General features: G+C 55.4%; 16 protein-coding genes. 5 read left to right on the top strand and 11 right to left on the bottom strand.

Annotated features, from left to right (window positions below; translation table 11 throughout):
* Position 1: 1 nt before the first annotated feature.
* The 4 genes from KHU29_RS20760 to rpoH all read left to right on the top strand — a co-directional run bounded on the left by KHU29_RS20760 (position 2) and on the right by rpoH (position 4,767).
* A complete protein-coding gene (locus tag KHU29_RS20760) occupies positions 2–2,317 on the top strand; it encodes a sensor histidine kinase (RefSeq protein WP_211455233.1) in 2,316 nt (771 codons plus the stop codon).
* A gap of 147 nt (positions 2,318–2,464) precedes the next feature.
* Complete coding sequence (locus tag KHU29_RS20755) at positions 2,465–3,187, top strand: response regulator (RefSeq protein WP_211455232.1); 723 nt, start codon at positions 2,465–2,467, stop codon at positions 3,185–3,187.
* Positions 3,188–3,227: 40 nt separating this feature from the next.
* Complete coding sequence (locus KHU29_RS20750; RefSeq protein WP_211455231.1) at positions 3,228–3,596, top strand: GTPase; 369 nt, start codon at positions 3,228–3,230, stop codon at positions 3,594–3,596.
* A 271-nt stretch (positions 3,597–3,867) separates the two neighbouring features.
* On the top strand, positions 3,868–4,767 hold the full coding sequence (rpoH, locus tag KHU29_RS20745; RefSeq protein ID WP_211455230.1) for an RNA polymerase sigma factor RpoH: 900 nt from the start codon (positions 3,868–3,870) through the stop codon (positions 4,765–4,767).
* Between the two features lie 179 nt (positions 4,768–4,946).
* On the opposite strand, the gene KHU29_RS20740 is transcribed toward rpoH, so the two are convergent.
* The 5 genes from KHU29_RS20740 to KHU29_RS20720 are packed head-to-tail and all read right to left on the bottom strand — an operon-like array spanning position 4,947 to position 9,119.
* The gene (locus KHU29_RS20740) at positions 4,947–5,597 is read right to left on the bottom strand and encodes an SCO family protein (RefSeq protein WP_211455229.1); all 651 of its coding nucleotides are present in this window, start codon (positions 5,595–5,597) and stop codon (positions 4,947–4,949) included.
* A gap of 8 nt (positions 5,598–5,605) precedes the next feature.
* Positions 5,606–6,490 (bottom strand): heme o synthase, encoded by an 885-nt coding sequence (gene cyoE / locus KHU29_RS20735; protein WP_211455228.1) that lies wholly within the window; start codon positions 6,488–6,490, stop codon positions 5,606–5,608.
* Positions 6,487–7,761, bottom strand: coding sequence for a COX15/CtaA family protein (locus tag KHU29_RS20730; protein ID WP_211455247.1), 1,275 nt, complete (start codon positions 7,759–7,761; stop codon positions 6,487–6,489). Before KHU29_RS20730 ends, cyoE begins: the two co-directional genes overlap by 4 nt.
* Positions 7,762–7,777: 16 nt before the next feature.
* Positions 7,778–8,407, bottom strand: a complete 630-nt coding sequence (locus tag KHU29_RS20725; RefSeq protein WP_211455227.1) for an SCO family protein — start codon at positions 8,405–8,407, stop codon at positions 7,778–7,780.
* Positions 8,361–9,119 (bottom strand): SURF1 family protein, encoded by a 759-nt coding sequence (locus tag KHU29_RS20720; protein WP_211455226.1) that lies wholly within the window; start codon positions 9,117–9,119, stop codon positions 8,361–8,363. Before KHU29_RS20720 ends, KHU29_RS20725 begins: the two co-directional genes overlap by 47 nt.
* A gap of 39 nt (positions 9,120–9,158) precedes the next feature.
* Here KHU29_RS20720 and KHU29_RS20715 point away from each other — a divergent pair, with 39 nt between their 5' ends.
* A complete protein-coding gene (locus KHU29_RS20715; protein ID WP_092356010.1) occupies positions 9,159–9,359 on the top strand; it encodes a twin transmembrane helix small protein in 201 nt (66 codons plus the stop codon).
* A 143-nt stretch (positions 9,360–9,502) separates the two neighbouring features.
* Here the strand turns inward: KHU29_RS20715 and KHU29_RS20710 are convergent, their stop codons facing one another.
* The 6 genes from KHU29_RS20710 to KHU29_RS20685 form a co-directional block, all read right to left on the bottom strand.
* Positions 9,503–10,363: a cytochrome c oxidase subunit 3 gene (locus tag KHU29_RS20710; protein WP_211455225.1), complete on the bottom strand. Its 861-nt coding sequence runs from the start codon at positions 10,361–10,363 to the stop codon at positions 9,503–9,505.
* Between the two features lie 112 nt (positions 10,364–10,475).
* Positions 10,476–10,691, bottom strand: coding sequence for a DUF2970 domain-containing protein (locus tag KHU29_RS20705; RefSeq protein ID WP_092356017.1), 216 nt, complete (start codon positions 10,689–10,691; stop codon positions 10,476–10,478).
* A gap of 63 nt (positions 10,692–10,754) precedes the next feature.
* Entirely contained in the window at positions 10,755–11,327 is a 573-nt protein-coding gene (locus KHU29_RS20700; protein ID WP_211455224.1) for a cytochrome c oxidase assembly protein, read from the bottom strand.
* Positions 11,328–11,498: 171 nt separating this feature from the next.
* Positions 11,499–13,097 (bottom strand): cytochrome c oxidase subunit I, encoded by a 1,599-nt coding sequence (gene ctaD, locus KHU29_RS20695; RefSeq protein ID WP_211455223.1) that lies wholly within the window; start codon positions 13,095–13,097, stop codon positions 11,499–11,501.
* Positions 13,098–13,113: 16 nt separating this feature from the next.
* Entirely contained in the window at positions 13,114–14,286 is a 1,173-nt protein-coding gene (gene coxB, locus KHU29_RS20690; protein WP_211455222.1) for a cytochrome c oxidase subunit II, read from the bottom strand.
* Between the two features lie 32 nt (positions 14,287–14,318).
* Entirely contained in the window at positions 14,319–14,774 is a 456-nt protein-coding gene (locus KHU29_RS20685) for a DUF2244 domain-containing protein (protein WP_211455221.1), read from the bottom strand.
* Positions 14,775–15,349: the final 575 nt, after the last annotated feature.

The following is a 15,349-nucleotide window of genomic DNA, read 5'->3' as shown; positions in this document are numbered from 1 at the left end:
CGTGTCGCGCGCGCTACGCTATTTGCTGGTGGTCGGCGGCGCCATCGTCAGCATCCTGCTGTTCCTGCTTTCTTCCGCATCGGCCAATTCGGATTTTTTCGATAAGCACTATTCATGGCTGCTAGGCATGAATGCGCTGGTCGCGGTAGCCCTGTTTTTGCTGGTCTGCCTACTGCTCGCGCGCTTGTACAAGCGTTACAAGCAGGGCAAATTCGGTTCCCGGCTGACGGCCAAGCTGGTGTTCATGTTTGCACTGATCGGGATCTTGCCGGGGGTCGTGATTTATCTGGTCTCGGTGCAATTCGTGTCGCGCTCGATCGAATCCTGGTTTGACGTCCATGTCGAATCCGCATTGCAGTCCGGCTTGAACCTGAGCCATGCCGCGCTTGAATCATCGCTCGGCGACCTCAGCTCCAGGGCACGCACGCTGGCATCGGAATGGTCGGATCTCTCGAATTCTGCACAGGCAACCCAACTGGGGCGGCTCAGCGAGCAGAACCTGGAAGCCTCGATCGTCACCGCCAATGGCCAGGTGATCGCTTCCGTCGGCGGCCACCTGGGAACACTGGTGCCCAATTTACCATCGCCAACCATGTTGCAGCAGGCCCGTCTGCCGCGCGGCTTTTCCGCCATAGAAAGCGATCAGGACAACCCGGCCGGCAGCGCCGCAGGCGCCTCAGCCGCCGGTGCCTCAGCCACCGGCAACGAGACCACCGACCTGCGCCTGCACGTGGTGGTGGAAATTCCGGCGCCGCTACGCAGTGATTCCTTGCAAAACGAAACGCATTTTTTGCAAATGATACAGCCCGTGCCCGCCTACCTGGCGACCAATGCCGAAGCGCTCGGCTCTGCCTATAGCGAATATCAAGAACGCTCGCTGGGCCGTTCCGGCTTGCGCAAGATCTATCTGGTGACGTTGACGCTGACCCTGCTGCTGGCGGTTTTCGGCGCCATCGCCAGCGCCTTCCTGATCGCAACCGATCTCGCCAAACCTTTGTTATTGCTGGCAGAGGGTACCAAAGCCGTGGCTGAGGGTAATCTGTCGCCGCGGCCGATTGTCGCCACCTCGGACGAACTGGGTACCCTGACTCAATCTTTCAACCTGATGACGCGCCAGTTGTACGATGCCCGCGCCTCGGTTGAAAAAAATCGCAGCGAACTGGAAAATGCTAAAGCCTATCTGGAATCGGTATTGGCGAATATGTCGGCCGGCGTGATGGTGCTGGATGGCGATTTCCGCCTGGTCACCAGCAACCAGTCGGTAGCACGTATCCTGCAGTACGATTTTTCGCCGCACATCGGCCAGCCGCTCACCATCATCGACGGCCTGGCGCATTTCGCGGAAGTCATCATCAACGCCTTCTCGGAACAGAATGCGCAATTCGCCACCGGCAAGATCGGTACCGATCTGCTGCACTGGCAACAGCAGATCGAGATCCCGCGCCGGGTCGACAGTGGCGAGAACAATGATAGCGACGACATCACCTTGCTGGCGCGCGGCTCGCGCCTGCCGGTCGAGAACCGCACCGGTTATGTGGTGGTGTTCGACGATATTTCCGACGTCATCTCCGGCCAGCGTTCGATTGCCTGGGGCGAAGTGGCGCGCCGCCTGGCGCATGAAATCAAGAACCCGTTGACGCCGATCCAGCTCTCGGCCGAGCGCTTGCAAATGAAACTGGAAGACAAACTGATGACCCATGATGCGGCCATCCTGAAGAAAAGCACCGACACCATCGTCAACCAGGTGGCCGCCATGAAGCGCATGGTGGACGATTTCCGCGATTACGCCAAGACGCCGCCGGCAGTACTGAGCGAGCTCGATTTGAACGTGCTGGTGGCGGAAATCCTGCATCTCTATTTGGCCGGCGATGAGCGCGATATGATTCATGCATCGCTGGCAGAGGATTTACCCAAGATCATGGGCGACGCCACGCAACTGCGGCAGGTAATCCATAATCTTTTGCAAAATGCCCAGGATGCCGTCATGGACAGGAGCGGCGACCCCATGCCGCCGCGTATCGACCTGGTCACCGAACGTGTCAGCTACCAGAGTTCGGACGGCTTGTCGCGCACCGCGGTGCGGCTTTCGATTACCGATAACGGCTCGGGTTTTTCGCCCAAGATACTGGCCCGGGCCTTCGAACCGTACGTCACTTCGAAGCCGCGTGGCACCGGCCTGGGCTTGCCGATGGTAAAAAAAATCATCGACGAACACGGCGGACGCATCGATCTGCAGAACCGAAGCGACACAAAGGGCGCAAAAATCCTGATTTTGCTGTTAAAGTTAGCGTCGAGTCATGATTCGGCCATAATTTGACACAGAACATCTGCAAATTGGCAGTTGACTGATATAGCATGTATCCGGACGCGGAAATAAAACAACGAGACATCGACAATTTAACTGGACTGTCTGAACCGTCCACACAGTGGGATTTGATGCAACAGGAAATGGGAAGGCAACCGCATGGCTAACATCCTAGTCGTTGACGACGAAATGGGAATTCGGGAATTGCTCTCGGAAATTTTAGGTGACGAGGGGCATGTAGTAACCGCCGCGGAAAATGCACAACAGGCTCGCGAATTTCGTCAGGGCGGCGTACCCGATCTGGTGCTGCTCGATATCTGGATGCCTGACACCGATGGCGTCACGCTCCTCAAGGAATGGCAGCGTGACGGCTTGCTGACCATGCCTGTCATCATGATGTCCGGTCACGCCACTATCGACACCGCGGTAGAAGCAACCCGCATCGGCGCCCTGAATTTCCTGGAAAAACCGATTGCCTTGCAAAAGCTGTTGAAAGCAGTTCAGCAGGGCTTGTCGCAAGGACCCAAGACTGCCCGGGCGCCAACCCTGTATCCGCAGCCGGCAGCCACCTCGAATGAATTGAATGATGCGGTTGCAACTGGCAGCGGCTTTAGCAACCCGACATCGTCTGAAACAACGCATATCGCTGCCATGCCATCGGTTGCGGTCGCATCGGAGAGTTTGTTTTCGTCATCGTTCGGCCTGCCTCTGCGCGAGGCACGCGATGCTTTCGAGCGCGCCTACTTTGAATACCACCTGATCCGCGAAAGTGGCAGCATGACCAGGGTGGCGGAAAAAACCGGGCTGGAACGCACTCATCTGTACCGCAAACTGAAACAGCTCGGCGTTGATCCGGGAAAGTTGTCGAAAAAAGGCGGATAGTGAACGGATGGTGGGCGACTGGAAGCCCGATAGAAAGCGTATGACCCTCACCACTCTGGTTAGCGGCGGTTCAGCCAATTCGCGCGAGGCCGCCATCCACTTAGCCATAGAGCAAGACCTGCTACGCAATGGCGCCTGCCTCGACACGGCACTCATTCTGGAGGGCTTGTCCGACGGCAAATTGGCGGTATTGCCGCATGCGCTGGATATTAAACGGATCGCACCCGGCTGCTTTTGCTGTATCGGCAACCTGACCCTGCGTGTCACCTTGAACCGCCTGCTGCGCAAACCGCCGGCGCGGCTGTATATCAGCATTGCCGATAGCACGCATCTGGCGCAATTGCGTGAGTTCCTGTCGAACGCCCCATACGACGCTTTCCTCGAGATGACCCCAGACCTTGCCGTCTGACACCTTGCCACATAACAACTAATGGTTTACGCCCAAAGTATCGTGCGGCTACGCAGCATTTCCTTGCGCATGGACGCAACTTTCTCCAGATTTACCTCTCTAACTCCATGCATCGAGCAATCAAAAGAATAATATCGATAGCATCGCCCTATATACACTCTTTAACAAATCCTATTAGCACTCAACAATAGAGAGTGCTAATATATCCGAGTCAAACGTCTGATCGTTGATCTACCGGCAGCTTTAGCTGGCCGGACAGCAAGGAGAAAGAATGAAGAATCCATCAGTCAACACAGCTTTAATGCCTACCGACACCAATGCCTTGGCGCTCGGCTTTTCCGGCACGCTGGGGAATATCGATGCGTATATCTCGGCAGTGAATCGTCTGCCGATGTTGACACATGACCAAGAAATTTCGCTCGCACAACAATTGCGCGACAAAAACGACCTCGGCGCCGCTCAAAAGCTGGTGCTGTCGCATTTGCGCCTGGTGGTGTCGATTGCCCGCGGCTATCTCGGCTACGGTTTGCCGCACGCCGACCTGATTCAGGAAGGCAATATCGGCCTGATGAAGGCCGTCAAGCGCTTTGATCCGGACCAAGGCGTACGGCTGGTGTCGTATGCAATGCATTGGATCAAGGCGGAAATGCATGAATACATTCTGAAAAACTGGCGCCTGGTGAAAGTAGCCACCACCAAAGCGCAGCGTAAACTGTTTTTCAACTTGCGCAGCCACAAAGAAGGTCTGGACGCCATGACACCGAGCCAGGTGGATGCGCTCGCCAAGACCCTCAACGTCAAGCGCGAAGAAGTGATCGAGATGGAAACGCGTCTGACCGGCCGCGACATCGCACTGGAAGCGCCGACTGACGACGATGACGATAAATTTGCACCGATCGCCTATCTGTCCACCGAAGCGCAAGAGCCCAGCAAAGTGCTGGAAGCGCAACGCTATGACCGCATGCAGTCGGAAGGCCTGGAATCGGCTTTGAGCAAGCTGGACGATCGCTCACGCCGTATTGTGGAAGCGCGCTGGCTGGCCAACGATGACGGTTCCGGCGCCACCCTGCATGAGTTGGCGGATGAGTTTGGCGTATCGGCCGAACGGATCCGGCAAATTGAAGCGGTTGCGTTGAAGAAGATGAAGGGTTCGCTGGCAGCGTTTGCCTGACGATCCGTCTGATTGCAAATAGAAAAAGGTAGCCTTGGCTGCCTTTTTTTCGTAGGGTGGGCAAGTTTTTTTGCCCACGCGTGACCGTGATAACCAGAGTACAAACCCTCGTGGCACGGAAACAAGTATGTAAGTGTTGTAAGTTCACGCGTGGGCACAAAAACGTGCCCACGCTACGATCACTTCAACAACAATTTCAAATCGTGGGCGATCGGGTCGGCTCCCTGCCCATGACGTATGAACAGGCGGATATGGCCTTCCGGATCAAACACATAGCTGCCGGCGGTATGGTCCATGGTGTAGCTGCCCGGCGTTTTGCCAGGTACTTTTTGATAAAACACACGGAATTCCTTAGCCACCTTGTCGGTCGCCGCCTGGTCGCCATAGAGACCGACAAAACTTGGATCAAACGCCGGCACATAGTGGGACAACAACTCCTGTGTATCGCGCTCCGGATCAATCGTAACGAACAATACCTGCACCTTGCTTGCCAGCGGCCCGAGCTCTTTCATGACATCGGCCATCTCAACCATGGTGGTCGGACAAACGTCAGGGCATTGGGTGTAGCCGAAAAACACTACCACCGCCTTGCCCTTATAGTCCGCCAGCGTGCGCGGCTTGCCGGTGTGGTCTGTCAGAGCAAAATCGCGGGCGTAGCCGAGGCCGGTGACGTCAGTGTTGATGAACGCACTCTTGGCTGGCGACAAAGTCATTTCCTGGCTTCCGCCTGTCGATTTGTCGCCGCAGGCGGTTAACGACAACACAGACAACACCGACAGCGCCATCAGCAGCCTTGCGAAAATGGAGACGACAGGAGTCACACGCTTCATGTTTGCTTTCAAAATTTGAGATAGTGATCGACCAGCAGAGCGGCGAACAGCAGCGACAGATAGACGATTGAATAAGCGAAAGTCTTGCGCGCAATCAAATCGGTGTAATGCCGGTAAATCTGCCATGCGTGCCAGAGGAAAACCAGGCCCAGCACCGTTGCGCTGGCCAGGTAAATCAGGCCGCTCATGCCGACCGCAAACGGCAGCATGGTGGTGGCTACCAAGGCAATCGTGTACAGCAGGATCTGGAACTGGGTGAACTTCATGCCATGCGTGATGGGCAACATCGGCAAACCCGATTTGGCGTAGTCGTCACGCCGGTACATGGCCAGCGCCCAGAAATGCGGCGGGGTCCAGACAAAGATGATCATCACTAGCAGCCAGGCCTGCATCGGCACGTCGTTGGCGATCGCGGCCCAGCCCAAGGCTGGCGGCATGGCGCCCGCCAGGCCGCCGATGACGATATTTTGCGGCGTCGCCGGCTTCAGGATGATGGTGTAGATAATTGCGTAGCCGACAAACGTGGCGAAGGTCAGCCACATGGTCAGCGGATTGACGAAGTTGTACAGCACCCACATGCCGAGCCCGCCTATCACGCCGGAAAATATCAGCGTCTGGGGCACGGTGATTTCACCGCGCGCCATAGGCCGCCGTGCAGTGCGCGCCATGCGCGAATCGATTTCACGCTCGACCAGGCAGTTGACGGCAAAAGCCGCGCCGGCCAGCAGCCAGATGCCGATAGTGGCTGAAATCAGGCGTTGCCAATCGGGCAAGCCCGGGGTGGACAGGAACATGCCGATCACCGCGCAAAATACCGCCAGCTGCGTAACCCGCGGCTTGGTCAGCGCCCAATACTGGGCAATTCGATTAGGTGGTATGGTCAAAGCGGTCATGGTTGCGGGTTGAGGCGATCTGGTACGGGATGGCTTGGCGCTCCCGAAACCGAATACACGCCAGGAGCAAGTCTAGCCTTATAGTTTAACATGACCAGCAACAGCAGCAGCAGCGCTGCCCCACCATTGTGCGCTACGGCAATCGCCAGCGGCCAGTTCAGGAAAATAGTAGACAAGCCGGTAATCAATTGCAAGCCAACAATAATCAGCAGCCAGCGGCCGGTTTTTTGCAAACCTTGGGTGCGTAAGGCTTTGCAGGCCAGCCAGACGATGAAGGCAATCACTACGAAAGCGAAGCTGCGGTGGGTCCAGTGAATCGCCGTCAATGCCTGGAACGACAGAAATTCACCGTCGGCAGTCATGCCCAGATGGCGCCACAGGGTAAATCCATTGGCAAAATCCATATGCGGCACCAGTGCGCCGTGACACGTAGGGAAATCGGTACAGGCCAGCGCGGCGTAGTTAGTACTTACCCATCCGCCCAAAGCAATCTGCAGCACCAATAGCAACATGCCGATCAAGGCCGGCTTCACTAGAGTAGCAGCGCTGGCCGCGACCGGAGCATGCGCGCTTTGACGCGCGCCGAGCCAGGTCAGCATCGCCAGCAAGGTCAGGCCAAGCAGCAGATGCGTAGTCACGATCACAGGCTGCAGTTTTTGCGTCACGGTCCAGGCGCCGAAAGCGCCTTGCAGGCAGACGAATAAAAATAGCACGGTTGGAAACCATGGTGAAAACTTCGCCTGCCTCTGCGCCGAATGTTGCGTTGCCTCAATGCGATCACGAAGCTCTCCGTCATTCCCGCGAGCGCAGGAATCCAAGTTGCTGCGTAAATTGGATTCCCGCGTTCGCGGGAATGACGGGGTCGCCGATGACGCAACGGGGTTATTTGAGACTCCCTTAAACCAGCGCATCCAGGCAATCACCATCAAGGCAATGATCAGCACGCCAACGCCCATCGCGAAATAACGATGGGTCATTTCGATCCAGGCTTTCATTACTGTCACCGGGCCGTCCGGCAGGGCTTCCTGGGCCGCGCTGATATGCGCATGCGCCTGCAGCGGGTTGGAATGTCCGTAGCAGCCTGGCCAGTCGGGGCAGCCGAGGCCGGAATCGGTCAAGCGGGTGAAGGCGCCGAACATGATCAGGTCGAACGTCAGGAACAGCGTTACCCATACCAGCTTGCGATATTTATTGGTGTCGCTGGAAACCCAGACCACGCAGAACGCCAGCAAGGCAACCAGCAATCCCATGCTGCCCAGCTGAAATAACATAGGTGTTGTCATCGGCTCATCCTATCGCCGAAGCCCGCAGCAACTTGGACAAGTCTTTTTTGACCAGGTTTGGATCGGCATCCTTGGGGAAGCGCATCATCAGATGGCCGAGCGGATCGATCAGGTAGATATGATCGGCGGCGCTGGTATTGGCGTCTGTCGGCAGCCATGCTTTCAGCAAGTCCGGCTTCACCCGCAACAGCCTGGTGCCATCGTATTCACGCATCACCATAGTTGACAGAGGCTGGTCATCGGTAATCAGCCAGACGCGCTCAATCCGCTCCATTTCCTTGCCTTGCATCAGGCGCAGCTGGCGCATCTCGAACAGCTTGTCCTGGCAAGCCTTCTGGCATTCACCGCTATCGATCTGCACCATCAGCCATTTGCCTTTGTAGGCATCCAGAGTGAGCGGCTTGCCATCCAGCGCGGTGCTGCCCAGCTCAGGGACAGGATAGTCGCGCGGATCGAGCAGCGCACCGTAGTTATTGCGGCTCTGCGGCTTGATGACGTAATACGTAAAATAGGAAGCAATCATGGGCGCTGCGCATACCGCAATCACCGCGAACAATTTCCAGCGGCCGCCCTGGCGCTGCTTGTTTTCAGCCGGAGCGTTGATCGGCTGGCTTGTTGGTGTTTTCTGATCCACGTCTAAATCCTGTCACAACAAAAAAAATGAACGCCATCACCGCCAGCGCATACCATTGAAATGCGTAGCCACGGTGCTTTTCGATACCGAGCGAAGGCCTGGGCCAATCGCGCAGCAGATGATCGTCGGTGTTGCTGGTTTGCTCGATCACGAACGGCTGCAGCTTGAACTTGCTGGCCGCCGCGAATTCGTCTATCCCCAGGTTTTGCACAATTGCCTGAGGCTGCAGTGAGGCCGCATTGCCCAGTTGCAAAACATGGCCGAAATCACGTCTGACCAGCCCTTCTATCTCAATTATGCCGGCTGGCGTCGGGTAGGACGGCAACTTGCTGCGATCCGCCGGATCGCGCGGCAACCAGCCGCGTGCTACCAACACGTAGCTATCTCCCCCCGCATTCGATACAACAAGTCTGAACGGCATCAGTACATAAAATCCGGCGACGCCGTTCAACGGACGATTGTCGAGATAGACCGGCCAGCCGGCAATAAATTCACCGCGCAACGCCATGTGCCTAAATTCGAGTTGATCGATGCCCTGCGATCCGTCGCCGAATTTGACAGTAGCATCGGCTTCGCGTTGCAATAATTTGGTTTCGATCGCCTGCTTTTGATCGCCGCGCCGCGTTTGCCATTGTGCCAACGCTATGCCCAGCACCACCAGCAATACAGTCGCTACAAACGGAATCAAGCGAAAATGGAATCTGATTGGCATTACAATACCGCCTTAGTCTCTATTTTCCTGGCCCATAAAATGAAAATCGTCGTTGCCATTGCCTTCATCCTGATCATTGGCAGCCTGTTCTCGGCATTGCTTTTCCTGATGCGCGACAAAGGTAAAAGCAATCGTACGGTACAGGCCCTGACCATGCGTGTCGGTTTCTCGGTCGCCCTGTTCATCCTGCTGCTGGTCTTATACAAATTCGGGTATATCCAGCCTACCGGGCTGCACTAAGCTACGCATCGCATCATTGCTGTAGCGCATTGCTTGCAGGACTCTCCGAAGGACTCTCCGAAGGATTTGCAGTAAAAAAGGCCGCACCGAAGTGTGGCCTTTTTTGTATGCGGTTAATTTATGCGTCTGATTCGCTTTTGCTATTACAACCAGTACACCACGACATACAGGCCAAGCCAGACCACGTCCACAAAGTGCCAGTACCAGGCCGCGCCTTCAAATGCGAAATGGTGCTCCGGAGTGAAATGCCCTTTGAGCACGCGATACAGTACCACTGACAACATGATGGCGCCGATGGTCACATGGAAGCCGTGGAAACCGGTCAGCAGGAAGAATGTAGAGCCGTAGACGCCGGAAGTCAGTTTCAGGTTGAAATCGCTATACGCTTCAATGTATTCGGCAGCCTGGAAGCCCATGAAGGTGGCGCCCAGCACAATCGTTGCGAACAGCCAGAATGCCGTCTTGGCGCGATGGCCGGAACGCAAGGCGTGATGGGAAATCGTCAGCGTGACGCCCGATGACAGCAGCAAGGCGGTATTGATAGTCGGGATCGGGAATGGCCCCATGGTGCTGAAGGCTTCGATGGTACCGGCCGGCCCGGCATTGCCCCAATGTGCCGCGAAATCTGGCCACAGCAGCTTGTTGTCGAGGTCGCCGAGCCATGGCATGGAAATGCTCCGTGCGTAAAACAAGGCGCCAAAGAACGCAGCGAAAAACATCACTTCGGAGAAGATGAACCAGCTCATGCTCCAGCGATATGAAGTGTCGATACGCGCACTGTACAAACCGCCTTCGGATTCACGGATGGAATCGCCGAACCATTTGTACAGTACTACCAGGAAAGACAAGATGCCGATGACGCACAGCTCAGGGCCCCACACAACGCTATTGACCCACGCTGCGGCGCCCGCCATTGTAGCCAATAGCGATACACCTCCCAGCACTGGCCACCTGGATGGGCCAGGGACGAAATAGTAAGGTGCACTACCTTGTTGAGAACTCATTTCCATCTCCCGATACAAATTTAAATAGTTGCTGTTGTTAGATTTTTCGGAACTCGTTATCCGCGTGGGCAAAAAGCCTGCCCCCTACCCCGCTACCCGTCCATATTGCAGCTCACTTAGCGACAACCAGTTTCACAATGGTGATCAGGATCGCAATAAAAATCAAGGCGCCAAGTATGCCGGCTATCACTACATGCACCGGATTCAAACCGGCCGCATCGCTTTCGTAATCTTTCCTCTTGCGGACCCCGAAGAACGACCAGAATACGGCCTTCATGGTGGCGCCGAATGAGGCTTTGCGGCGACTTGCTTCCTTCAGATCCGACATTTGATACCCCACGTTACTCTGCCAGGTTACCTGGATTCAGGTTGCTTGTTCAGGTCGGCGCATTTAGGTCGACTTATCCGGCTGCCCTGCAATTTCAAAAAACGTATAGGACAACGTGATTACCTTAACATCTTTAGGTATAGCAGGATCTATGTAAAACACCACCGGCATTTCCTTGGCCTGGTTCGGGCCGAGAGTTTGCTGGGTGAAACAGAAACACTCGACTTTCTTGAAGAAAGCCGCTGCCTGCTGCGGTGCATAACTCGGAATCGCCTGAGCATCCATCTTGCGCGATTGCTTGTTCACCACTTCATATACCACCTGCGTCATTTCACCCGGATGCACCTGCAGGCTGCTGACTGTCGGCCGGAAGCGCCATGGACCTTGCGAATTACCGTCGAATTCGACAGTAATCGTCCGCGTCTTGTCGACCTGGGAATTGGTCGGTGCTTCCACCGTTGCATCTTTCGGCGTCAGAAAATTGACGCCGGTAATCTCGCAAATCTTTTTATACACCGGCACCAGGCCATAACCGAAACCGAACATCAACACGGCAATTACCGTCAGCTTGCCGAGCATCTGCCAATTCAGTTTTCTTGTTTCGGCCTTCGCCTCGTTATCCGCAGGGTTGGTCATTTACTTGAACCACAACATCTTGACGAAGATCGCGATGAAAAAGCTCAAGGCAAGCAGACCTACCAGCAATCCGGTACGTACGTTATTAGGCTTTTTTGGGGCGCTCATTTTGGTCAGTCTCACAGAATTGGCGGGATTTGCCTGGTCTTGCCAGCTCCCCCGCCGCTTCCATTATTTAAAGGTCGGTGGCGTTTCGAAAGTATGGAAAGGTGCCGGGCTAGGCACGGTCCATTCCAGGCCCTCGGCCCCATCCCATGGCTTGTCGGCTGCCTTCTTGCCGCCCTTGATCGATGGAATGACCACAAAGAACAGGAAGTAGACCTGGCTCAGGCCGAAGCCCAAGGCGCCGATCGAAGCCAGCATGTTGAAATCGGTGAACTGCGCCGGATAATCGGCGTAGCGGCGTGGCATGCCGGCCAGGCCCAGGAAGTGCATCGGGAAGAATGCCACGTTGAACCAGACCAGCGAATTCCAGAAATGGATCTTGCCGCGGGTTTCGTTGTACATGAAACCGGTCCACTTCGGACCCCAGTAGTAGTAACCGGCGAACAGGGCGAACAGGGAACCGGCCACCAGCACGTAGTGGAAATGCGCTACCACGTAGTAGGTATCCTGCATCTGGATGTCGATCGGGGTTACCGCCAGGATCAGGCCGGTGAAGCCGCCCATGGTGAACACGAAGATGAAGCCGATCGCGAACAGCATAGGTGTTTCGAAAGTCATCGAACCGCGCCACATGGTAGCGATCCAGTTGAAAATCTTGACGCCGGTCGGCACCGCGATGAGCATGGTTGCGTACATGAAGAACAGCTGCGCAGTTACCGGCATGCCGGTGGTGAACATGTGGTGAGCCCAGACGATGAACGACAGGATCGCGATCGAGGCAGTGGCGTACACCATCGATGCATAGCCGAACAATTGCTTGCGGGCGAATGCCGGGATGATCTGCGACACGATACCGAACGCCGGCAGAATCATGATATATACCTCTGGATGTCCGAAGAACCAGAAAATGTGTTGATACATTACCGGATCACCGCCGCCGGCAGCGTTAAAGAACGAGGTGCCGAAGTGGCGGTCGGTCAGTGTCATGGTGATCGCGCCAGCCAAAACAGGCATCACGGCGATCAGCAGGTAAGCGGTAATCAGCCAGGTCCAGCAGAACATCGGCATCTTCATCAGCGTCATGCCAGGCGCGCGCATGTTGAGGATGGTGGTGATGATGTTGATCGAACCCATGATCGACGATGCACCCATGATATGGATGGCGAAAATCGCCATGTCCATGCCAGGTCCCATTTGCGTCGACAGCGGCGCATACAGAGTCCAGCCGGCAGCGGTTGCGCCGCCAGGAACCAGGAACGAAGTCAGCAGCAGCAAGGCAGCCGGCGGCATCAGCCAGAACGAGAAGTTGTTCATCCGCGCAAAGGCCATGTCGGAGGCGCCGATTTGCAGCGGGATCATCCAGTTGGCGAAGCCGACGAAAGCCGGCATGATCGCGCCGAACACCATGATCAACCCGTGCATGGTGGTTAGCTGATTGAAGAATTCCGGCTTGAAGAATTGCAGGCCGGGCTGGAACAGCTCGGCGCGGATCAGCAATGCCAGCACGCCGCCGGACAGCAGCATGGTGAAGGAGAACCACAGGTACAGGGTACCGATATCCTTGTGATTGGTTGCAAACAACCAGCGCCGCCAGCCGTGTGGATGGTCATGCGCGTGGTCGTCGTGAGAGTGATCGTGTGCGTGATCGACTGCGGTAGTGCTCATCTCAATCTCCTAAGTATTACTTACGCGCAGCCAGCACTTCAGCTGGTTGGACAATATTTTCCTGGGCTTTGTTGGACCAGTTGTTACGGGTGTAGGTAATCACCGCAGCAATTTCGGTATCCGACAACACGGCTTTCCAGGCTGGCATTTGCATGCTGCCATCGACTTTGCCGTTCAGCACGACATTGATCTGCGCTGCACGCGGGCCGTTGACGACCGGGTCGCCATCGAGCGGCGGGAAGGCGCCGGGCACGCCCTTGCCGGTAGCCTGGTGGCAAACCGCGCAATTGGCTGTGTAGACTTTTTCGCCGCGTTGTTTCAACTCGTCGATGGTCCAGGTCTTGGTCGGATCGTCTGCCTGGGCAGCCATTTCCTTTTTCTTGCCATCGACCCAGGCTTTGTAGTCGGCTTCGCTCAGGACTTCGACAACGATCGGCATGAAGGCGTGGTCTTTACCGCACAGCTCAACGCATTGGCCGCGGTAGGTGCCGACCTTCTCTGCCTTGAACCAGGTATCGCGCACAAATCCGGGAATAGCATCTTGCTTGACGCCGAATGCAGGAATGCCCCAGGAGTGGATCACGTCGTTAGCCGTGGTGATGATGCGAACCTTCTTGTTGACCGGAACCACCATCGGATTGTCGACTTCGATCAGATAGTTGTCGTTCTTGACCTTGGTCGAATCAACGATTTGTTCGTGTGGCGTCGACAGGTTGGACAGGAAGGAAATACCGGAGCCGTCGCCGTTCAGGTAGTCGTAGCCCCATTTCCATTGCATGCCGGTGACCTTGATCGTGATATCGGCATTGGAAGTGTCCTTCATCGCCACTACCGTCTTGGTGGCAGGCAGCGCCATGCCGATAACGATAAGGAAAGGCACCACGGTCCAGGCGATTTCGACGCCGGTACTTTCGTGGAAGCTGGCCGATTTGTGGCCGAGCGATTTGCGATGCTTGAGAATCGAGTAGAACATCACCCCGAAAACAGCGAGGAAGATCACTATGCAAATGATCAGCATCAAGTGATGCAGATCATAGATTTGCTGAGCGATTTGTGTCACCGGCGGTTGAAAGTTCATCTGCAGTACCGCTGGACCACCCGGGCTATCTACCACCGCCCAAGACGGCAAAGCTGCCGACAAGAGCAACGCACCGAGCATCAACGATATAAGGCGCTTCGCATATTCCATGATTTCCTCAAAAGCCCAAAATTATAATTATGTCAACCGCCAGACACTCGGTTGCGCTGTAGCTCCTGCCGCAGCTCCAGAACAAACTCGCGCCGCTTCCATTCCGTCAAAAACCGCCCTACCTCAATCCTGGTGCCAAGCGCTTCAATATCGATGAGGCCCTTGTTTGTCTCCTGCACCGCAATCCGGACTGAACGCAAATCCAGCTTGAATTGTCGAATTTCCTGTGCCTGTATCAATTCCACAAGCAGATAATCGTCCAGCATCGCTATGTGCTCGCGGTCCGTGGCATGTCGTGCATAGATCAGGAATGCGATAGCTACCGCAGACATTTCCAACACCGCAAACAGCAATACGAACCAGGCGCCGCGCAAGGTAAAGCCGATTGCCACGGCAAGCGACGTGGCACAGAGGATTGCATAGAAAAAACCAAGTTGGCGCGGCGCGATTGCGCAGTTACGCCTCAAGTCCCATTCTCGCTTAATCATGATGCACTATCGACACCTGGCAAGTTGCCTATACGCACAAGCTAAAACCTTCGAAGTATAAGGGGTAACCGAAGATGTTATCAAGGAGAATCAAATACGTTATACCGGCCGCGCGCGCGCCCGCGAAACCCCGTTTTCATCCCACTGCGACGCCGATTAGCCCCCAGGAGAACCACCGAATTATAGCCATCCTTATATGTTTCATATAAGGAATTTATTATACTAAAATGGGATCAAACTTAAGGAAATGTAGCGAATTGACAACGCGCATCGAATTCCATCATAGCGCGTTGTCCTTGCCCGACAAGGCTTTTCCACCAATCAACAAAAAACAAAAAACAAAAAACAATTAAGGTCAGAGTCTAATGCCGTTAAGTTAGGGTTACCGGTTATAGCGCTTGGCACGTCATTCCCGCGAACGCGGGAATCCATTTTAACCACCATACTGTGCAACATGGATCCCCGCGTTCGCGCACTGCTGTCCGGAATAATTTTATTGACATTGTCATCAGAATAGTCCTGGCTGGAGTTGTGCTATTTGACTAGCTTCGCGTCTTCGTCGTCGATAGCTTGAA

The sequence above is a fragment of the Collimonas antrihumi genome (assembly GCF_018304965.1).
GTDB lineage: Bacteria > Pseudomonadota > Gammaproteobacteria > Burkholderiales > Burkholderiaceae_D > Collimonas > Collimonas antrihumi.
This window is presented reverse-complemented; position numbering and strand designations above follow the sequence as displayed.